The organism is Streptomyces sp. NPDC058240 (assembly GCF_042882135.1).
Lineage (GTDB): Bacteria > Actinomycetota > Actinomycetes > Streptomycetales > Streptomycetaceae > Streptomyces.
This window is the reverse complement of record NZ_JBHVWT010000016.1, coordinates 71,735-89,760: the sequence shown is the minus strand read 5'-3', so window position 1 is coordinate 89,760 and position 18,026 is coordinate 71,735. Positions and strand designations below refer to the sequence as shown.

The following is an 18,026-nucleotide window of genomic DNA, read 5'->3' as shown; positions in this document are numbered from 1 at the left end:
TCCGTACCGCACCCGTCCGAGTCCGATCATCGGACGGGTTCATCGGACCGGTAACGGTAGGAGACCCCCCATGAGACACCCCAGGACCGTCATGTCGGCCGTGGTCGGCCTCGGCTTCGGCCTCGCGGCCGCGCTGGGCACGGCACCGGCGATCGCCTCCTCGGCCCCCGCCGCAGCACCCGTCACCACCACGTCGGACGTCCGGGCGGGCTACACCGCCTACGCCGGGTCGCACGAGAACGCCGCCGCGAACAAGGCGTTCTTCGAGGCGGTCGCCAAGTCCGTGGCGAAGAAGCGTGCGGCGAACCCCGGCGCCCAGTCGGTCACCGTCGTCTACAGCACCGCCAACGCGCCGAGCTTCCGCACCCAGATATCCAACAGCGCGCAGATCTGGAACAGCTCCGTCTCCAGCGTCCGGCTGCAGGAAGGCTCGAACGCCGACTTCACCTACTACGAGGGCAATGACTCCAGGGGCTCGTACGCGAGCACCGACGGGCACGGCAACGGATACATCTTCCTGGACTACGCGCAGAACCAGCAGTACGACTCGACCCGCGTCACCACGCACGAGACCGGGCATGTGCTCGGCCTTCCGGACCACTACTCCGGTCCGTGCAGCGAGCTGATGTCGGGCGGCGGCCCCGGCCCGTCCTGCACCAACCCGTATCCCGACGCGAACGAGCGCAGCCAGGTCAACTACCTGTGGCAGAACGGCTTCGCGGCCGCACTCGCGCGCAGCGCCTCCTGACCCCGGTCCGGACGCGTCGCACCATCGGGGCCACCTCGTAGGACGGGGTGGCCCCTCCGCCCTGCCCACCGGCTTCCGAACGCGGTACGGGTCAGGTGGCACGGCACCACGCCGTCCTCCCGGCCGGGCCGGGCCCACGGACCGACTGCCGGGCCGAACCCGGCAGTCGGTCACGGCCCGGGGCCGGGACGATCAGGCGTGTTCCAACGGGAACGCGCCGCGGTGCCCCGTACCGGCACCCTGCTCCGGGCGGGGCTCGTACTCGCGGCAGCTCCAGATCTCCTGGACGAATCCCGTGCGCCGGTCCCACAGGTCCAGGACATCGCCCTCACCTGCCGCCCCGCGGTAGGCGTCCTTGGCGCCCCGGAAGCATGCCAGGCCGCCGGACAGTCCGCGCACCGCGGCCGGGGCCGGGAAGTAGTCCGAGAAGGCGCAGGCGATGCAGGTCTGGAGGCGCACGCCGGGCGGCAGGGCGCGCTGGATCGTGGCGAGCGCGGACGCGAAGTCGTTCTCGGCGCGATGGGACGTGTAGGCCGCACCGCCGAACTGCAGTTCCAGGCCGAGGTACGAATCGGGGCGGCGCAGCGACAACAGGCAACTGAGCGTGGCCTGGTGGACGGCTCCCTCCCAGATGACCGGGAGCGGGAGGTCCCACTCCAGGACGCAGTCGCTCAGCGCACCGTCCACCAGGGTGAACCGGTCGTCGGCCGGTGGCGTGCCATCGGCCGGGGTGAGGCCGTCGAAGCTCGCGCCCTCGAAGTCGATGCCCCTTGTCCGGAGGCGTAGTTGCTGTCCGTCGGTGGTGAGGACGACGGCGTCGGAACCCTGTCGGTCCCGGTACCACCCTGCCCATGACTCATCTGTCATGGGCACGGACTGTAGCCCGTGCCCATGACAGTCGCCCTCTCGCCCTCCGTTTCGGCTCACGGGCCTTGTGACCTCGGCACCTTGTTCCGTTCTCCTTCCTCCGCCCCCTTCACCGTTCTCGGCTCCGTGCTCTGCTCTCCGCTCCCCGCTCTCAGTGCGTCCGGCGGGTGACGAACTCCGCCAGGGTCAGGAGGTCGCCGGCACCGGCCAGGTCGGGGACCGCCCGGGACAGGTGGTGGACCGCGCGGGCCATCCGGTCCGCCGCGGCGATCTGCGCCCAGTCCCGGCCGCCGGCCCGGTCGACGGCGTCGGCGGCGCTGCTCACCTCGCCGGGTGTGCTCATCGATCCCCGGTAGAGCGTGGCGAGTTCGGCCGCCGCCGGGGTGCCGGAGGTCAACGCGGCGACTACGGGGAGGGACTTCTTGTGGGCGACGAGATCCGCCCCGACCGGCTTCCCGGTCCGTGCCGGGTCCCCCCAGATGCCGATCAGGTCGTCGATGAGCTGGAAGGCGAGGCCCGCCTCCCGGCCGAATCCGTCCATCGCGCCGACCGCCCGCTCCCCCGCGCCCGCGTACAACGCACCCAGCGCGCAGGCGCAGCCGAGCAGGGCGCCGGTCTTGGCGGTGGCCATGGTCAGGCACTCGTCCAGCGTGACTTCGTCTGGGCCCCGGTCCTCGAAGGCGCAGTCGGCCTGCTGGCCCGCGCACAGCTCGATGACGCAGGTCGAGAGCCGTGCCGAGGCACGGGCCCCGGCCGGGGACGGATCCTCGGCGAGCAGCCGCTGGGCGAGGGCGAGCATGGCGTCGCCCGCGATGACCGCGTCGGGGATGCCGAAGACCGCCCAGGCCGTGGGCCGGTGCCGACGGGTCCGGTCCTCGTCGATGACGTCGTCGTGCAGCAGGGTGAAGTTGTGGGCCAGCTCCACGGCGACGGCTGCCCGTACCGCCTGTGCCGGGTCGCCGCCCAGTGCGCGGGCGGCGGCGAGGACCAGTGCGGGTCTGATCGCCTTGCCCGCCGGTCCCGAGGACGGGCTGCCGTCGGCCTCCTGCCAGCCGAAGTGGTACATCGCGACGCGGCGGATCGATCCGGGCAGGGATTCGACGGCGGCGCGCAGTTGGGGATCCACGAGGGCCCTGGTCTGCTCCAGGAGGACCTCGGCCTCCTGGCCCTGCGCCGCGGGGGCGGTCGGGGCACTGACGGGTGGGGCGTTGTCGCCCGGGGCCCGGGGTGTGGGTGGTTGGGGTGCGTGGTGGGTCTTCACTGGGGCGTCCTCCCGAGGCCGCCCCGGGCACGGCTGCCCGGTGGCGGAGGTTGACGGGGGCCCGGACATCGTCGTCCGGGCCCCCGAGGGGCTACCGCCAGCGGCTGACCTCGACGTTTTCCAGTACGCCCAGGGCGTCCGGCACGAGGATGGCCGCGGAGTAGTAGGCCGTCACCAGGTAGGAGATGATCGCCTGCTCGTCGATCCCCATGAAACGGACCGAGAGGCTGGGCTCGATCTCGTCGGGGATGCCGGACTGCTGGAGTCCGATGACGCCCTGCTCGGCCTCACCCGTCCTCATGCAGATGATCGACGTGGTCCGGGCGTCGGTGATCGGGATCTTGTTGGACGGGAAGATCGGCACCCCCCGCCAGGCCGGCACATGGTGTCCGCCGATGTCGACGCTCTCCGGCACCAGGCCGCGCCTGTTGCACTCGCGGCCGAATGCGGCGATGGCCCTCGGGTGGGCGAGGAAGAGCTTCGAGCCGCGGCGGCGCGAGAGCAGCTCGTCCATGTCGTCGGGGCTGGGCACACCGTCGTGCGGCTGGAGGCGCTGCCCGTAGTCGCAGTTGTTGAGCAGCCCGAACTCGCGGTTGTTGATCAGCTCGTGCTCCTGGCGCTCGCGCAGCGCCTCGACCGTGAGCCGCAACTGCTGCTCGGTCTGGTTCATCGGCTGGTTGTAGAGGTCGGCGACCCGGCTGTGGACCTTCAGCACGGTCTGGGCGACGCTCAGTTCGTACTCCCGTGGCGCCGCGTCGTAGTCGACGTACGTGTGCGGGACGACGGCTTCGCCGACATGGCCGGCGGAGAGGTCGATCGCCGCCTCGCCGTACTTGTTGGTGCGCTGCTCCGGGATGCTGAGCAGTCCGTCGAGATGTTCGCGGAGCGAGTCCGCGCGCTCGGCGAGGTTCAGCACGTCCGCCCGGCTCAGCGTCAGCACCGTGCAGGCGGTGACGGCACGGGCCGTGTACTCCCAGACGGCGTCGCCGTCGACCAGGGCCTGGTCCCCGAAGTAGGCCCCGTCGGCGTGGACCCCGAGCACCGTCTCGTCCCCGTAGGGGCCGGTGCCGATCCTCTCGACCTTGCCGTGCGCCAGGAGGTGGACGCTGTCCGCCGCGTCCCCCGACGCGGCCAGTACCTGTCCCGCCGCGATCTCGCGCTGCTCGCACCGCCGGGCGAGCTCGTCCAGCACCTCCTCGTCGCCGAAGTCCCGCAGGGCGGGGAGCTCTCCTAGCTCGGCGGGGATGACCGCGACCCGGTCACCGGTCTGCACAAAGGTCACCCTGCCGTCCCCGACCGAGTAGCTCAGCCTGCGGTTCACCCGGTAGGTACCACCTTGCACCTGCACCCACGGCAGCATCTTCAGCAGCCACCGCGAGGTGATCTCCTGCATCTGCGGGGCGGACTTGGTGGTCGTCGCGAGGTTCCGCGCCGCTGCCGTCCCCAGACTCTGCTGCGGCGGCACCGACGCGTTCTGAACCTCTTCACCAACGGACATCTGTGGTCCTCTCGATTTCGGCTGACCTGCGAGAAGAAGCCTTTCAGCACGGAGAGCACCCACGCCATTACACAAAAGAGTGTGATTAATCGGCTTTGGGCTGGGCACCACGCACAGCGATACCCGCGCGACACTTTAATTTGCATCCTCGATGCAACTTATCTACGGTGATTGTCATGCGGCTGACGAGATTCACCGACGTGGCGCTGCGCGTACTGATGCGCCTCGCCGTCGCGGAGAACGAGGACCCGCCGACCACCCGGGAGGTGGCGGCCACCATGCAGGTGCCGTACACCCACGCCGCCAAGGTCGTCGCCAGGCTCCAGCACCTCGGCCTCATCGAGGCGCGACGGGGCCGCGGCGGCGGGCTCAGCCTCACCGGAGCGGGCCGTTCCGCCTCGATCGGCGGGCTCGTCCGGGAGCTGGAAGGGCCCGGAGACGTCGTCGACTGCGAGGGCACCACCCCCTGCCCGCTGCGCTCGGCCTGCCGGCTGCGCGGCGCCCTGCGCCGCGCGGAGGAGGCCTTCTACGCCGCCCTCGATCCGCTGACCATCACCGAACTCGTCGCATCCCCCACCGGACCGCTGCTGATCGGCATCAGCCGCGGCCGCCCGGACACCGGCTGAGAGCCTGTCGGCTCAGAGCCACAGGCTCTGAGCCGCCGCCGACCACACCACGGGCCCCACGCCCGGCCTCGCTCCACCCAACCTCGCTCCACCCGGTTTCGCGCTGCCCGGTTCCACACTGCCCAAAAATACGAATCTCAAATACCAATTAACATCCAAGGAGTCCCGATGCTCTCCGAGACGTCGACCGTCACCGTCCGTGCCACCCTCCCCGCCGTGGGCGCGGCCGTCGGAGACATCGCCGATCTCTTCTACCGCAAGCTCTTCGACGCCCACCCCGAACTGCTGCGCGACCTCTTCAACCGCGGCAACCAGGCGTCCGGCGCCCAGCGGCAGGCCCTCGCGGGCTCCATCGCCGCCTTCGCGAGCCAGCTGATCGAGCACCCGGACACCCGCCCCGACGTGATGCTCGGCCGGATCGCGCACAAGCACGCCTCGCTCGGCGTCAACGCCGCCCAGTACGACGTCGTGCACACCCACCTGTTCGCCGCCATCGCCGAGGTGCTCGGCGACGCGGTCACCCCGGAGGTCGCCGCCGCCTGGGACGAGGTCTACTGGCTGATGGCCGGCGCCCTGATCTCGATCGAGGAGCGGCTGTACGCGCAGCAGGGCGTCGTCGCCGGCGACGTGTGGCGCGAGTGGGAGGTGGCCGCCCGGATCGAGGAGACCGCCGACGTCGCCACCTTCCAGCTCCGCCCGGCCGACGGAGCGCCCGCGCCCGCCTTCCGGCCCGGCCAGTACGTCTCCGTACAGGTGGAACTCCCTGACGGGGCCCGCCAGATACGCCAGTACAGCCTCTCCTGCGCCCCCGGCTCGCGGCTCCGCTCGATCACCGTCAAGCGGGTGCACGGCGGCGGCTCGCCCGACGGCGAGGTCTCCCGCCATCTGCACACCGAGGTGGCGGCCGGTGACGTGCTGCGGGTCTCCGCCCCGTACGGCGATCTCGTGCTCGACTCCACCGACGCACCGCTCCTGCTCGCCTCCGCGGGCATCGGCTGCACCCCGATGCTGTCGATGCTGGAACACCTCGCGGCGACCGGCCACCGCGCCCCGGTCACCGTCGTGCACGGCGACCGCTCCCCCGCCACCCACGCGATGCGCACCGACCACGCCCTGCTCACCGGCAAACTCCCCGACGCCGCCGCCCACTTCTGGTACGAGGACCCCGAGACCGGCCACCCCGCCGACCGCACCGGCCAGGTCGATCTGAGCGGCCTCGCCGTCGCCCCCGGCACCCATGCCTATCTCTGCGGCCCCCTGCCCTTCATGCGCGCCGTACGCACCCAGTTGCTGGCCAAGGGCATCCCGGCGACCGACATCCACTACGAGGTGTTCGGCCCCGACATGTGGCTGGCCCAGGACTGAATCCGGCCCACTGCTCGCGGAGTTGACCGGATCGGATCGCACACAGCCCGAACAACCGCCGAAGGGATGGTCCGGAGAGCGACATTCCGGTAAAAGCGGATCAAGGCTGGTTCCCCCCACGCACGAAGGAGACGGCCATGTCCTCCCCCATGTCCGCGAGCAGGTTCCTGGAAGTCCTGATGAACGAAGGGCTCACCGTCGTCCAGGTCGGCGACTGGCGTACCCACAACCGCGACGACAAGGGCCCCTGGGGCCCGGTCAACGGCGTGATGATCCACCACACGGTCACCGAGGGCACCGAGTCCACCGTGCGCATCTGCCATGACGGCTACCCGGATCTGCCCGGCCCGCTCTGCCACGGCGTGATCGCCAAGGACGGCCGGGTCCATCTGGTCGGCTACGGCCGCGCCAACCACGCCGGACTCGGCGACGACGACGTACTGCGCGCCGTCGTCGCCGAGAAGCGCCTCCCGGGCGACAACGAGGCCAATACCGACGGGAACAGGCACTTCTACGGCTTCGAGTGCGAGAACCTCGGCGACGGCAAGGACCCCTGGCCCGACGTCCAGCTCGAAGCCGTCGAGAAGACCGCCGCCGCGATCTGCCGTCACCACGACTGGGGCTCCCGCTCGGTGATCGGCCACAAGGAGTGGCAGCCGGGCAAGGTCGACCCGCGCGGCTTCACGATGGACTCCATGCGATCCCGGATCCACGAGCGCCTCAAGTGACCGGTGCCCGCCCGGCCCGGCGACAATTGCGGCATGCCCTCCGAAGCTCTCGACCTCTCCCGGCTGCGGCCGGTGCTCCCCTCGCCCCTGCGGCCGGTCGAGGACGAGCGCTTCGCACGCCACGGCGTACGGCTGCTGCTCAAGCGCGACGATCTCATCCACCCCGACCTGCCCGGCAACAAGTGGCGAAAGCTCTCCCTCAACCTGCGGGCCGCCGCCGGGCGCACCGTGCTGACCTTCGGCGGCGCGTACTCCAACCATCTGCGGGCCACCGCCGCGGCCGGGCGGCTGCTCGGCTTCCCCACCGTCGGAGTCGTGCGCGGTGACGAGCTGGCCGGCCGCCCGCTGAACCCCTCGCTCGCCCGGTGCGCCGCCGACGGGATGACCCTGCACTTCATGGACCGCGCGACCTACCGCGCGAAGGGCGATCCAGAGGTCCTGGCGGGGCTGCTGAGCGCCTTCGGGGAGTGTTGTGTCATCCCGGAGGGCGGCAGCAACGCCCTGGCCGCACAGGGCTGTACAGAGCTGGGGCGCGAGTTGCGTGGCCGGGCCGATGTGGTCGCGGTGGCCTGCGGCACCGGGGGCACCCTGGCCGGTCTCGCCGCAGGCCTCGCGCCGGGGCAGCGGGCGCTCGGCGTCCCGGTGCTGCGCGGCGGCTTCCTCGGGGACGCGGTGCGGGAACTGCAGGAGGAGGCTTTCGGCGGCCCGGCCGGGTCGTGGTCCCTGGACGAACGCTTCCACTTCGGCGGCTACGCCCGTACGACCCCGGCCCTGCACGCCTTCGCCGACGACTTCGAGCAGCGACACGGCCTGCCCGTCGAGCGGCTCTACGTCGCCAAGCTGCTGTACGCGCTCACCGAACTGGCCGAGGAGGGTGCGTTCCCTCCGGGAACCACGGTCGCGGCGGTCGTCACGGGCGGCTCTCAAGGAGCGTCCGACTCCTCCCGGTAGGCCGCCGCCTCCTCCAGGTCGAGCCGTCTGAGCAGCGTCCGCAGCATCTCGTCGTCGATCCGCCGCTCGTCCCGCAACGTCACGAAGACCGAGCGCTCGGCGTCGATCATCTCCCTGGCCAGGCGCCGGTAGGTGTCGTCCGCCGACTCCCCGGTCACCGGATTGGCCGCACCCAGTCGCTCCCACACGGCGTTGCGGCGGCGCTCCAGAACGGTGCGCAGCCGGTCGGCGAGGGGTCCCGGCAGCTGGTTGCGCTCATCGGCGAGCAGCTCCTCCAGCCGCGCCTCGGCGGCCGCGGAGGCCTCGCTCTGGGCCTGCGCCTCTGCCAGCGTCTCGGCCTTCGCGTCGCGCCCCGGCAGTTTCAGGACCCGCACCAGCAGCGGCAGGCTGAGCCCCTGGACGACCAGGGTGCCGATGACGGTGGTGAACGTCAGGAACAGCACCAGGTTGCGGGCCGGGAAGGGGCTCCCGTCGGACATGGCGAACGGGATGGAGAAGGCGATGGCGAGCGAGACGACCCCGCGCATCCCGGCCCAGCCGACGATCAGCGGCGCCGTCCAGTTGGTGTCGGGCTCGCGTTCCCTGATCCGTTTCGACAGCCACCGGGGCAGATACGTCGCCGGGTAGACCCAGATGAAGCGGACCACGACCACGGCGAGGAACACAAGCACCGCGTACTGGGCGGCTTCGCCCACGGCGTACGCGCCGAGCCCCTTCAGCACGAAGGGCAGCTGGAGCCCGATCAGCGCGAAGACCGCGGACTCCAGGATGAACGCGACCATCTTCCAGACTGCCGCCTCCTGGAGCCGGGTCGCGAAGTCCACCTGCCAGGACCGGTGCCCCAGATAGAGCGCCACGACGACCACGGCGAGCACCCCGGAGGCGTGCACGCGTTCGGCCGCCGCGTACGCCACGAAGGGGATCAGCAGTGACAGCGTGTTCTGCAGCAGCGCCTCTTTGAGGTGGGTGCGGAGCCAGTGCAGCGGCACCATCAGCGCCAGGCCGACCACGACGCCGCCGACCGCGGCGAGGAAGAACTCGCCGATCCCCGCGCCCCAGCTGATGCCCTCGCCCACGGCGGCTGCGAGCGCCACCTTGTACGCGGTGATCGCGGTGGCGTCGTTCACCAGGGACTCGCCCTGCAGGACCGTCGTGACCCGGCCGGGCAGCCCGACCCGGCGCGCGATCGCGGCGGCCGTGACCGCGTCCGGCGGGGCGACGACCGCGCCGAGCACCAGCGCGGCGGTGAGCGGCAGGTCGGGCACCAGGCGGTACGCCAGCCAGCCGACCGCGACGGTCGCGAACAGGACGTAACCGACCGAGAGCAGCGCGACCGGCCGGAGATTGGCCCGCAGATCGAGGTACGAGCTGTCGACGGCCGCCGTGTAGAGCAACGGCGGCAGCAGCAGCGGCAGCACGACGTGCGCGTCCAGGGTGTACGTGGGCACCCCGGGCAGATAGGAGGCGATCAGGCCCACGGCGACGAGCAGCAGCGGCGCCGGCACCGGGGTGCGGCGGGCCGCCCCCGCGACCGCCGCACTGACCGCGACCAGTCCCACCAGCGGCAATACGTCCATTCCACGGTCCTCGCATCCGCATTTCACGGTCCACGCATCCGTCGTAACCTGACAATCATGAGTGACTGCCCTCACGTGTCCGGACTGCCGCGCCCCGAACCGGCCCCGCTCAGCGGGACCTGTCCGGGCTGCCTCGCGGCCGGCACCCACCCCGTGCAGCTGCGGCTCTGCCTGGTCTGCGGCCATGTCGGCTGCTGCGATTCGTCGCCCCTGCAGCACGCCACGGGGCACTACAAGGAGACCGGTCACCCGGTGATGCGGAGCTTCGAGCCCGGCGAGAGCTGGCGCTGGTGCTTCGAGGACGGTTCGATCGTCTGACGTCTGGGTACGTCAAACCGGCGCCGGTTGTTCGTAATTGACCGCCGCAGACCTCTAGCCACTGTGTGTACTCATGGGTTTACCATGAGTGACAGCCATGGGCTGGGGCTCTGGCGACACGGCATCATGGGTCACGATAGCGTCGCGGACCAGAACCGAAGACGTACCACATGGCTCCGGGGCACCCTTCCCGGATCCTCGAAAGAGTTTGTGCCACCTTGGAGGTGAGGGTGTCCCAGATCGCAGGCGAGCCCGGGAATCAGGACTTCGTAGAGGTCCGGCTGCCCGCTGCGGGTGCCTACCTGTCGGTGCTGCGTACGGCCACGGCCGGTCTCGCAGCACGCTTGGACTTCACTCTCGACGAGATCGAGGATCTTCGCATCGCGGTCGACGAGGCCTGCGCGATCCTGCTTCAGCAGGCCGTGCCGGGCTCCGTCCTCAGCTGCGTCTTCCGGCTCGTCGAGGATTCTCTCGAGGTCACGGTGGCCGCCCCCACGACGGACGGACGGGCACCGGAGCGCGACACCTTCGCCTGGACGGTGCTCTCCGCACTGGCCGGGAAGGTCGACTCCTCGGTGGCCGAAGACCGTACGGTCAGCATCAGCCTCTACAAACAGCGCGGCGCGGGACCCGGGCCGGCGTGAGCAACGGGAACGGGGACGGTCCTGTGCGGGACGAAACGATGCGACCAGGGGTGGTGCGCGCAGCAGGCATCCCGGAACAGCAGGCCCTGCCCCATCCGGTGGACGGGGCGGACGGGCCTGTGGGCCGTACGGTCGCGGTGGAGCAGTCGCAGGCGGAGCGGGCAGGCCAGATGAGCGAGCACGGGCACCACGATCCACACGACCGCAGCGGGGCGCGGGCGCTGTTCATCGAACTGCGCGCGCTGCCCGACGGGTCGCCCGAGAAGGCGGAGCTGCGCAATCGGCTGGTGCGGATGCATCTGCCGCTCGTGGAGCATCTGGCCCGCCGGTTCCGCAATCGCGGCGAGCCGCTGGACGACCTGACCCAGGTCGCCACGATCGGCCTCATCAAATCGGTGGACCGGTTCGACCCGGACCGCGGCGTCGAGTTCTCGACGTACGCGACCCCGACGGTCGTCGGCGAGATCAAGCGCCACTTCCGCGACAAGGGCTGGGCGGTCCGGGTGCCGCGCCGGCTCCAGGAGCTGCGGCTCTCGCTGACCACGGCCACCGCCGAGCTCTCCCAGCAACACGGCCGCTCGCCGACGGTCCACGAGCTGGCGGAGCGGCTGGGCATCTCCGAGGAAGAGGTCCTGGAGGGCCTGGAATCGGCGAACGCGTACAGCACGCTCTCGCTGGACGTGCCGGACACGGACGACGAGTCCCCCGCGGTCGCGGACACGCTGGGTTCCGAGGACGAGGCGCTGGAGGGCGTCGAGTACCGGGAGTCGCTCAAGCCGCTGCTGGAGGACCTGCCGCCGCGCGAGAAGCGGATTCTGCTGCTGCGCTTCTTCGGCAACATGACCCAGTCGCAGATCGCGCAGGAGGTCGGCATCTCGCAGATGCACGTCTCGCGGCTGCTGGCCCGCACGCTCGCACAGCTGCGCGAGCGGCTGCTCGTCGAGGAGTAGCGGGCAGGGCCGCTCGCGGGCGCGGGCCCTCCCGTGCCCGCGGCCGTCCGGTGCCGCCGTGCCGCTCCGCCCGGACATCGGGCGGTCGGCTCAGCCCTCCGGCGTGGTGCCCGGCCGGCGGATGCCGAGTGCCTCGATGGTCGTCGGCCTGACCAGCTGGTAGAGCGCCGTCAGCGTCACCGCGGCGAGAACGATCCCGGCCGGGATCAGCACGCCGTGCGACCTGAGCAGCGTCCAGGCCACCGGGAGCGCGATGATCTGCGTGATGAGCGCGGGGCCGCGGCTCCAGCTGCGCCGCCGCAGCAGACCACGGGCGGCGAACAACGGGATCAGGGCGAGCGCGATCAGCGTCAGGCCGCCCATCTCCGCCTGCTGCGGGCTCTCGGGGCGTCCGAGCAGACCCATGACCAGCATGTAGATCCCGCCGATGGCCAGCGCCGCCCCTTCCAGGGCGGTGAGTGCGGCAACGAGAGTGATCCTGCTCGGCTTCGCCGGTTCGAGCCTCGGCGAGGGCGACGAGGCGGGCGTGTTCTGCTGAGTACTCACCCTTGCAGGTTGGCATCCTGGCGCCGCGAAAGCGAAGCCGGGGTCGGAATCGCTACGGGAACGGACGTCCGGCCCGCCCCGCAGCACCCGGGTCGTCACCGAGCGTGAATGTCATGGGGCGGGACTTCAGAGTGATACCGCGCGGTAGGTAGTCTGGCGGTCATGCGCGCACTCCTCGTGGTCAATCCAGCTGCTACCACCACCAGTGCGCGGACGCGTGACGTGCTCATCCACGCGCTGGCCAGCGAGATGAAGCTGGAGGCCGTGACCACGGAATACCGGGGCCACGCCCGGGACCTGGGGCGGCGGGCCGCGGATGCCGACGACATCGATCTGGTGGTCGCCCTGGGCGGCGACGGAACGGTCAACGAGGTCGTCAACGGTCTCCTCCACAACGGCCCCGATCTGGATCGCCTGCCGAGCCTCGCGGTGGTTCCCGGCGGCTCCACCAATGTCTTCGCGCGCGCCCTGGGCCTGCCCAACGACGCGGTGGAGGCGACCGGCGCGATCCTGGACGCGCTCGCCAACCGGACCGAACGCACGGTCGGCCTCGGACTGGCGGCCGGCACCCCCGGCACCGAGGACGAGTCGGTCCCGGAGCGCTGGTTCACCTTCTGTGCCGGACTCGGATTCGACGCGGGCGTGGTCGGCCGGGTCGAACAGCAACGCGAACGCGGCAAGCGTTCCACGCACGCGCTCTATGTACGCCAGGTGGTCCGGCAATTCCTCGACGAGCCGCACCGCAGACAGGGCGTGATGACCCTGGAGACCCCCGGGCAGGAACCGGTCACCGACCTGGCTCTGTCCATAATCTCCAATACCGCACCCTGGTCCTACCTGGGCAATCGTCCGTTGTACGCGTCCCCGAAGGCCACTTTCGACACCGGCCTGGACGTGCTCGGACTGAAGCGGCTCTCCACTCCGGCGGTCGCTCGTTACGGCACCCAGTTGCTCACTTCGAGCCCGGAGAAAGGCCCGTCCGGCAAGCACGCCGTTTCACTTCATGACCTCACGGACTTCACCTTGCATTCAAAGGTGCCACTACCTTTCCAGATGGACGGCGACCACCTGGGAGTGCGCACAAGTGTGACGTTCACAGGCGTACGCCGTGCACTGCGTGTGATTGTGTGAGTGGAAGGGACCAAAGTCCTTTAACTCGAACGTTTGGGCTGGGCTCCACCCCATAGAAGTACGGCTGTGACCTAGTCGACACCGAGGAATCAAAAAAAAGTTTCCAGAAGGGGTTGTATCCGCCGCTGAGGTTTGCGAATCTCTACATGGCGATCGGGACGGCCCGCAACACCAGCCTCCACTGAAAGCCAGAACCCCTCCTCACTGCACAGGACCACAACCAGTTCATCTGGGCGTCGGCCCGTCATCCGCGGGGGGATTCGTGAAAGCGTTCACATTCACAAGCAACAGTATGTAATACCAAGGAGAGGTAGCAGCCATGGACTGGCGTCACAACGCCGTTTGTCGTGAGGAAGACCCCGAGCTGTTCTTCCCCATCGGCAACACCGGTCCTGCGCTGCTGCAGATCGAGGAAGCCAAGGCCGTCTGCCGTCGCTGCCCCGTCATGGAGCAGTGCCTGCAGTGGGCGCTCGAGTCCGGCCAGGACTCCGGCGTCTGGGGTGGCCTCAGCGAGGACGAGCGCCGCGCGATGAAGCGCCGTGCCGCTCGCAACCGGGCGCGTAACGCCAGCGCCTGACCGACGCCACCGCTACGAGCCTCGGCCAGGCGGCGCGTACAGAGCGTACGCACAACCCCGCCCCCCGAGTCGCAGCGCGCAGTACCCCCGAAGCGCATGCATGAACAGTGAGCCCGGACCGTGACAACGGTCCGGGCTCACTGCTGTGTTCATGGCCGCGTTCATGCCGCCGCCCGTCCGTCCACGCGGGCGAACGGACGAGCAGGCGGACCCGAAGGGCTACTTCTCGGACCGGACCGGGATGTCGAGCACGACCTGGGTGCCGCGCTCGGGGGCCGGGACCATGCCGAAGGTTCCGCCCAACTCGCCTTCCACCAGCGTCCGGACGATCTGCAGCCCCAGATTGCCGGCGCGCTGCGGGTCGAATCCCTCGGGCAGGCCGCATCCGTCGTCCTGGACCGTGATCAGCAGCCGCGTCCCGGCGGAGGAGCCGCCGCGCACCGCGGACACCTCCACCGTGCCGGACTCGGCGGGCGTGAAAGCGTGTTCCAGGGCGTTCTGCAGGACTTCCGTGAGCACCATCGCCAGCGGCGTGGCCACTTCGGCGTCGAGGATGCCGAAGCGTCCCGTCCGGCGGCAGGTGACCTTGCCCGGTGAGATCTCGGCGACCATCGCGATGACGCGGTCGGCGATCTCGTCGAACTCCACCCGCTCGTCCAGATTCTGGGACAGCGTCTCATGGACGATGGCGATCGAACCGACGCGCCGTACCGCCTCGTTGAGCGCCTCGCGGCCCCGTACGGAGTCCATCCGCCGGGCCTGGAGCCGCAACAGGGCGGCAACGGTCTGGAGGTTGTTCTTCACCCGGTGGTGGATCTCCCGGATGGTGGCGTCCTTGGTGATCAACTCACGTTCGCGACGGCGGAGTTCGGTGACGTCCCGGAGCAGGACCAGGGAGCCGATGCGGACGCCCTTGGGCTTGAGCGGGATCGCCCGGAGCTGGATCACCCCGCCCGCGCACTCGACTTCGAACTCCCTGGGCGCGTAGCCGCTGGCCAGCTTGACCAGGGCCTCGTCCACCGGGCCCCGGGAAGGGGCGAGTTCGGCGGTGATCCCGCCCAGGTGCTGGCCGACCAGGTCGGAGGCGAGGCCGAGCCGGTGGTACGCGGACAGGCCGTTGGGGCTGGCGTACTGGACGACTCCGTCGGCGTCGAGCCGGATCAGCCCGTCGCCGACGCGCGGCGAGGCGTCCATGTCGACCTGCTGGCCGGGGAAGGGGAAGGACCCGGCGGCGATCATCTGGGCCAGGTCGGAGGCCGACTGGAGGTAGGTGAGCTCCAGCCTGGACGGGGTCCGGACGGTGAGGAGGTTGGTGTTGCGGGCGATGACCCCGAGGACCCGGCCCTCCCTGCGTACGGGGATCGACTCGACCCGTACCGGCACCTCCTCGCGCCACTCCGGGTCGCCCTCGCGCACGATCCGGCCCTCGTCCAGCGCCGCGTCCAGCAGTGGACGCCGGCCGCGCGGCACCAGGTGCCCGACCATGTCGTCCTGGTAGGAGGTGGGGCCGGTGTTGGGGCGCATCTGTGCCACGGACACATAGCGGGTGCCGTCGCGGGTGGGAACCCAGAGCACGAGGTCGGCGAAGGACAGGTCGGAGAGCAGCTGCCACTCCGAGACCAGCAGATGCAGCCACTCCAGGTCGGTGTCGCTGAGGGCTGTGTGCTGGCGGACGAGGTCGTTCATGGAGGGCACGTGTGCGAGCGTACCCGCGGATGGGCAATGGTTCCGAACCGAACGACCTGGCCGCGCGTGCAAGGGGAGGAGGCCGGAAAATTGCGGCTCTCCTATGGATGGACACGGGCGAATGGTCTAGTCCACAATGCTGAAGACAGATCTTCCGCTCTCCCCGCACAGGAGGGCGGATCGAGGTACCGCGCTCTCTGCCCTGACCGCGTCGGTACCTCTCCCCGGCCGGGGGCACCGCACACCGCCGGCCGAGCAGACCGTCCGTGATGGCCGGTCTTACTCCGGGCTGCGGTGCCGGACGGGCCGAGGGTCCCGTCCCGGCGCCGTGGCCCGCGGGTGTTCCCGGGGCCGTTCGCCGCGTTCAGCGGGTCTCGGTGACCTTGGCCAGGGCGCGGGGCGCGTCCGGGTCCTGACCCCGGGCGATCGTCACCTCGTACGCCAGCATCTGCAGCGGCAGGATCTCCAGGACCGGCTGGAGCTCCTCGGCGACCCCGGCCGTCGGCAGTACGAAGCCCGCGGACGCCGCCTCCACCTGGGCCTTCGGGCCGACCACGAAGAGGTCCGCGCCGCGTCCGCGCAGCCGGTCCAGGACCGGCTGGAGCGCCTCGCCGCCCCGGCCGTCGGTGACCACGGCGATCACCGGGGAGATGTTGTCGACCATGGCGAGCGGGCCGTGCAGCAGGTCGGCGCCCGAGTACGAGAGAGCCGGGATGTAACTGGTCTCCATCAGCTTCAGGGCGGCTTCCTTGGCGGTGGGGTAGCCGTAGCCGCGGGAGGTGATGACCATGCGCTCGGCGAAGCGGTAGCGCGACGCCAGGGCCCTGACCTCGTCCTTGCGGGCCAGGATCTCCTCGGCCCGCTCCGGCAGGACCTCGGCCGCCGAGCCGTCGCCGCCGGCCAGCCCCTCCACGAAGAGGTAGAGGGACAGGAGTGACGCCGTGTACGTCTTGGTGGCCGGGAGGGCCTTCTCCGGGCCGGCCAGGATGTCGATGTGGTACTCGGAGACGGCGGACAGCGGCGAGTCCCGGTTGTTGGTGACGGCCAGGGTGATGGCGCCGGCCTCGCGCGCCGCCCTGGTGGAGGCCACCAGGTCGGGCGAGCCGCCGGACTGGCTGACGGTGATGACGAGGACGTCCCTGAGGTCCGGCTTCGCACCGTACGCGGTGGTGGTCGACATCGAGGCGAGACCGCAGGGCAGGCCGAGCCGGATCTCCAGCAGGTACTTGGCGTACAGCGCGGCGTTGTCCGAGGTGCCCCGGGCGGTGAGCAGGACGAAGCGCGGCTTCCTCGCCGCGACGGCGGCGGCCACCTCGCGGATCCCGGGGGCGCCCCGGTCGAGGATGCGCCGGAGCATCGCGGGCTGCTCGGCCATCTCGCCGGACATGATCCGGCCCGGCTGCTCGCTCTCCTCGGCCGGAGATGTGGCGGACATGTCGAGTGCCTCCCAGCGGGGTCCCGGTGCGTCGCGGCAGCGCCGTCCGGACCAGTCGACCACGCAGGACCGGACGGCCGCCAGCGGACCGCGTCCGGGACGGGCACATCCCCCGTGCCCGCGTTGCCGGGGTCTGCTAGATTGGAGACCGATTGGTCTATACCACCTGACTCAACTCTTCAGATCGGCAGGCCCCGCGTGGAAGTTGTCATCGTCCCGGACGCCAAGGCAGGCGGCGAACTCATCGCGGAGGCCATCGGCACCCTCCTGAGCCGCAAGCCCGACGCCCTTCTCGGCGTTGCCACCGGCTCGACCCCGCTGCCCATCTACCAGGCGCTGGCGGCCAAGGTCCGCTCCGGTGCCGTCGACGCCTCGCGCGCCCGCATCTGCCAGCTCGACGAGTACGTCGGGCTACCCGCGGGCCACCCCGAGTCCTACCGCTCCGTGGTGCTGCGCGAGGTCGTCGAACCGCTCGGCCTGTCCGAGGCGTCCTTCATGGGCCCCGACGGCTCCGCCGAGGACGTCCGGGCGGCCTGCCTGGCGTACGACCAGGCACTCGCCGAGGCCGGCGGGGTGGATCTGCAGCTCCTCGGCATCGGCACCGACGGGCACATCGGCTTCAACGAGCCGTGCTCCTCGCTCGCCTCCCGTACCCGGATCAAGACGCTGACCGAGCAGACCCGGATCGACAACGCGCGCTTCTTCGACAACGACATCGCGCAGGTGCCGCACCACGTGATCACCCAGGGCATCGGCACCATCCTGGAGTCCCGTCACCCGATCCTGCTGGCCACCGGCGAGGGCAAGGCGGACGCCGTGGCACAGACGGTGGAGGGGCCGGTCGCCTCGATCGTGCCCGCGTCGGCGCTCCAGCTGCATCCGCACGCGACAGTGGTGGTGGACGAGGCCGCGGCGTCGAAGCTGAAGCTGGCGGACTACTTCCGCGCCACGTACGCGGCTAAGCCGTCGTGGCAGGGGCTGTAGCCGTCCCGGACACGTAGAGAGGGCCGGGGGGCCCCCGGTGGGTGTCCCCGCCCCCCCCCCCCCCTCCCCCGCCCCCAGGGGGGGTGTGCTGTCCCCCCCCCCCCCCCCCCCCCCCCCCCCCCCCCCCCCCCGGT

At 70.7% G+C, this 18,026-nt stretch carries 18 protein-coding genes; 11 read left to right on the top strand and 7 right to left on the bottom strand.

Annotated elements, in window-relative coordinates; all coding sequences use genetic code 11:
- The first annotated feature begins 70 nt into the window (after positions 1-70).
- Positions 71-748, top strand: a complete 678-nt coding sequence (gene snpA, locus ACFVX4_RS24190) for a snapalysin (RefSeq protein WP_266414460.1) — start codon at positions 71-73, stop codon at positions 746-748.
- 192 nt (positions 749-940) lie between these two features.
- Here the strand turns inward: snpA and ACFVX4_RS24185 are convergent, their stop codons facing one another.
- The 3 genes from ACFVX4_RS24185 to ACFVX4_RS24175 form a co-directional block, all read right to left on the bottom strand.
- Positions 941-1,615 (bottom strand): DUF6304 family protein, encoded by a 675-nt coding sequence (locus tag ACFVX4_RS24185; protein ID WP_389980717.1) that lies wholly within the window; start codon positions 1,613-1,615, stop codon positions 941-943.
- A 151-nt stretch (positions 1,616-1,766) separates the two neighbouring features.
- Positions 1,767-2,945 (bottom strand): family 2 encapsulin nanocompartment cargo protein polyprenyl transferase, encoded by a 1,179-nt coding sequence (locus ACFVX4_RS24180; protein WP_389980715.1) that lies wholly within the window; start codon positions 2,943-2,945, stop codon positions 1,767-1,769.
- Between the two features lie 22 nt (positions 2,946-2,967).
- Entirely contained in the window at positions 2,968-4,374 is a 1,407-nt protein-coding gene (locus ACFVX4_RS24175) for a family 2B encapsulin nanocompartment shell protein (protein WP_389980713.1), read from the bottom strand.
- A gap of 176 nt (positions 4,375-4,550) precedes the next feature.
- Here ACFVX4_RS24175 and ACFVX4_RS24170 point away from each other — a divergent pair, with 176 nt between their 5' ends.
- The 4 genes from ACFVX4_RS24170 (at position 4,551) to ACFVX4_RS24155 (ending at position 8,044) form a co-directional block, all read left to right on the top strand.
- On the top strand, positions 4,551-5,000 hold the full coding sequence (locus tag ACFVX4_RS24170; RefSeq protein ID WP_389980711.1) for an RrF2 family transcriptional regulator: 450 nt from the start codon (positions 4,551-4,553) through the stop codon (positions 4,998-5,000).
- Between the two features lie 168 nt (positions 5,001-5,168).
- On the top strand, positions 5,169-6,365 hold the full coding sequence (locus ACFVX4_RS24165) for a globin domain-containing protein (RefSeq protein ID WP_389980709.1): 1,197 nt from the start codon (positions 5,169-5,171) through the stop codon (positions 6,363-6,365).
- 137 nt (positions 6,366-6,502) lie between these two features.
- On the top strand, positions 6,503-7,093 hold the full coding sequence (locus tag ACFVX4_RS24160) for an N-acetylmuramoyl-L-alanine amidase (protein ID WP_389980707.1): 591 nt from the start codon (positions 6,503-6,505) through the stop codon (positions 7,091-7,093).
- A 33-nt stretch (positions 7,094-7,126) separates the two neighbouring features.
- Entirely contained in the window at positions 7,127-8,044 is a 918-nt protein-coding gene (locus tag ACFVX4_RS24155) for a 1-aminocyclopropane-1-carboxylate deaminase/D-cysteine desulfhydrase (RefSeq protein ID WP_389980705.1), read from the top strand.
- On the opposite strand, the gene ACFVX4_RS24150 is transcribed toward ACFVX4_RS24155, so the two are convergent.
- Entirely contained in the window at positions 8,017-9,621 is a 1,605-nt protein-coding gene (locus ACFVX4_RS24150; protein WP_389980703.1) for a Na+/H+ antiporter, read from the bottom strand. The two genes, ACFVX4_RS24155 and ACFVX4_RS24150, sit on opposite strands and share 28 nt — an antisense overlap.
- A 57-nt stretch (positions 9,622-9,678) precedes the next feature.
- Here ACFVX4_RS24150 and ACFVX4_RS24145 point away from each other — a divergent pair, with 57 nt between their 5' ends.
- From ACFVX4_RS24145 to ACFVX4_RS24135, 3 genes are all read left to right on the top strand, one after another.
- Positions 9,679-9,939 (top strand): UBP-type zinc finger domain-containing protein, encoded by a 261-nt coding sequence (locus ACFVX4_RS24145; RefSeq protein ID WP_385329345.1) that lies wholly within the window; start codon positions 9,679-9,681, stop codon positions 9,937-9,939.
- 230 nt (positions 9,940-10,169) lie between these two features.
- Positions 10,170-10,583 carry an anti-sigma regulatory factor gene (locus tag ACFVX4_RS24140; RefSeq protein WP_389980701.1) on the top strand — a complete coding sequence of 138 codons (414 nt, stop codon included), beginning with the start codon at positions 10,170-10,172 and terminating at the stop codon, positions 10,581-10,583.
- Positions 10,580-11,533, top strand: a complete 954-nt coding sequence (locus ACFVX4_RS24135; RefSeq protein ID WP_371095424.1) for an RNA polymerase sigma factor SigF — start codon at positions 10,580-10,582, stop codon at positions 11,531-11,533. Before ACFVX4_RS24140 ends, ACFVX4_RS24135 begins: the two co-directional genes overlap by 4 nt.
- Before the next feature lie 90 nt (positions 11,534-11,623).
- On the opposite strand, the gene ACFVX4_RS24130 is transcribed toward ACFVX4_RS24135, so the two are convergent.
- Positions 11,624-12,079, bottom strand: a complete 456-nt coding sequence (locus tag ACFVX4_RS24130; RefSeq protein WP_385552345.1) for a hypothetical protein — start codon at positions 12,077-12,079, stop codon at positions 11,624-11,626.
- Between the two features lie 162 nt (positions 12,080-12,241).
- Between ACFVX4_RS24130 and ACFVX4_RS24125 the strand changes: the two genes are divergently transcribed.
- Both ACFVX4_RS24125 and ACFVX4_RS24120 read left to right on the top strand, forming a co-directional pair.
- Positions 12,242-13,210: a diacylglycerol/lipid kinase family protein gene (locus ACFVX4_RS24125; protein ID WP_389980699.1), complete on the top strand. Its 969-nt coding sequence runs from the start codon at positions 12,242-12,244 to the stop codon at positions 13,208-13,210.
- A 319-nt stretch (positions 13,211-13,529) separates the two neighbouring features.
- Positions 13,530-13,787 (top strand): WhiB family transcriptional regulator, encoded by a 258-nt coding sequence (locus tag ACFVX4_RS24120; protein ID WP_003953983.1) that lies wholly within the window; start codon positions 13,530-13,532, stop codon positions 13,785-13,787.
- Positions 13,788-14,006: 219 nt separating this feature from the next.
- Here the strand turns inward: ACFVX4_RS24120 and ACFVX4_RS24115 are convergent, their stop codons facing one another.
- Both ACFVX4_RS24115 and ACFVX4_RS24110 read right to left on the bottom strand, forming a co-directional pair.
- Positions 14,007-15,473, bottom strand: coding sequence for a sensor histidine kinase (locus ACFVX4_RS24115; RefSeq protein ID WP_389980813.1), 1,467 nt, complete (start codon positions 15,471-15,473; stop codon positions 14,007-14,009).
- A 364-nt stretch (positions 15,474-15,837) separates the two neighbouring features.
- Positions 15,838-16,908 (bottom strand): SIS domain-containing protein, encoded by a 1,071-nt coding sequence (locus tag ACFVX4_RS24110; protein WP_266414487.1) that lies wholly within the window; start codon positions 16,906-16,908, stop codon positions 15,838-15,840.
- A gap of 198 nt (positions 16,909-17,106) precedes the next feature.
- Between ACFVX4_RS24110 and nagB the strand changes: the two genes are divergently transcribed.
- The gene (gene nagB, locus ACFVX4_RS24105; RefSeq protein ID WP_389980697.1) at positions 17,107-17,892 is read left to right on the top strand and encodes a glucosamine-6-phosphate deaminase; all 786 of its coding nucleotides are present in this window, start codon (positions 17,107-17,109) and stop codon (positions 17,890-17,892) included.
- Positions 17,893-18,026: the final 134 nt, after the last annotated feature.

Bases quoted from the DNA above. Each gene is read 5' to 3' on its own strand.
- snpA (WP_266414460.1), top strand. From the start codon at position 71: ATGAGACACCCCAGGACCGTCATGTCGGCCGTGGTCGGCCTCGGCTTC.
- ACFVX4_RS24185 (WP_389980717.1), bottom strand. From the start codon at position 1,615: ATGACAGATGAGTCATGGGCAGGGTGGTACCGGGACCGACAGGGTTCC.
- ACFVX4_RS24180 (WP_389980715.1), bottom strand. From the start codon at position 2,945: ATGTCCGGGCCCCCGTCAACCTCCGCCACCGGGCAGCCGTGCCCGGGG.
- ACFVX4_RS24175 (WP_389980713.1), bottom strand. From the start codon at position 4,374: ATGTCCGTTGGTGAAGAGGTTCAGAACGCGTCGGTGCCGCCGCAGCAG.
- ACFVX4_RS24170 (WP_389980711.1), top strand. From the start codon at position 4,551: ATGCGGCTGACGAGATTCACCGACGTGGCGCTGCGCGTACTGATGCGC.
- ACFVX4_RS24165 (WP_389980709.1), top strand. From the start codon at position 5,169: ATGCTCTCCGAGACGTCGACCGTCACCGTCCGTGCCACCCTCCCCGCC.
- ACFVX4_RS24160 (WP_389980707.1), top strand. From the start codon at position 6,503: ATGTCCTCCCCCATGTCCGCGAGCAGGTTCCTGGAAGTCCTGATGAAC.
- ACFVX4_RS24155 (WP_389980705.1), top strand. From the start codon at position 7,127: ATGCCCTCCGAAGCTCTCGACCTCTCCCGGCTGCGGCCGGTGCTCCCC.
- ACFVX4_RS24150 (WP_389980703.1), bottom strand. From the start codon at position 9,621: ATGGACGTATTGCCGCTGGTGGGACTGGTCGCGGTCAGTGCGGCGGTC.
- ACFVX4_RS24145 (WP_385329345.1), top strand. From the start codon at position 9,679: ATGAGTGACTGCCCTCACGTGTCCGGACTGCCGCGCCCCGAACCGGCC.
- ACFVX4_RS24125 (WP_389980699.1), top strand. From the start codon at position 12,242: ATGCGCGCACTCCTCGTGGTCAATCCAGCTGCTACCACCACCAGTGCG.
- ACFVX4_RS24120 (WP_003953983.1), top strand. From the start codon at position 13,530: ATGGACTGGCGTCACAACGCCGTTTGTCGTGAGGAAGACCCCGAGCTG.
- ACFVX4_RS24115 (WP_389980813.1), bottom strand. From the start codon at position 15,473: ATGAACGACCTCGTCCGCCAGCACACAGCCCTCAGCGACACCGACCTG.
- ACFVX4_RS24110 (WP_266414487.1), bottom strand. From the start codon at position 16,908: ATGTCCGCCACATCTCCGGCCGAGGAGAGCGAGCAGCCGGGCCGGATC.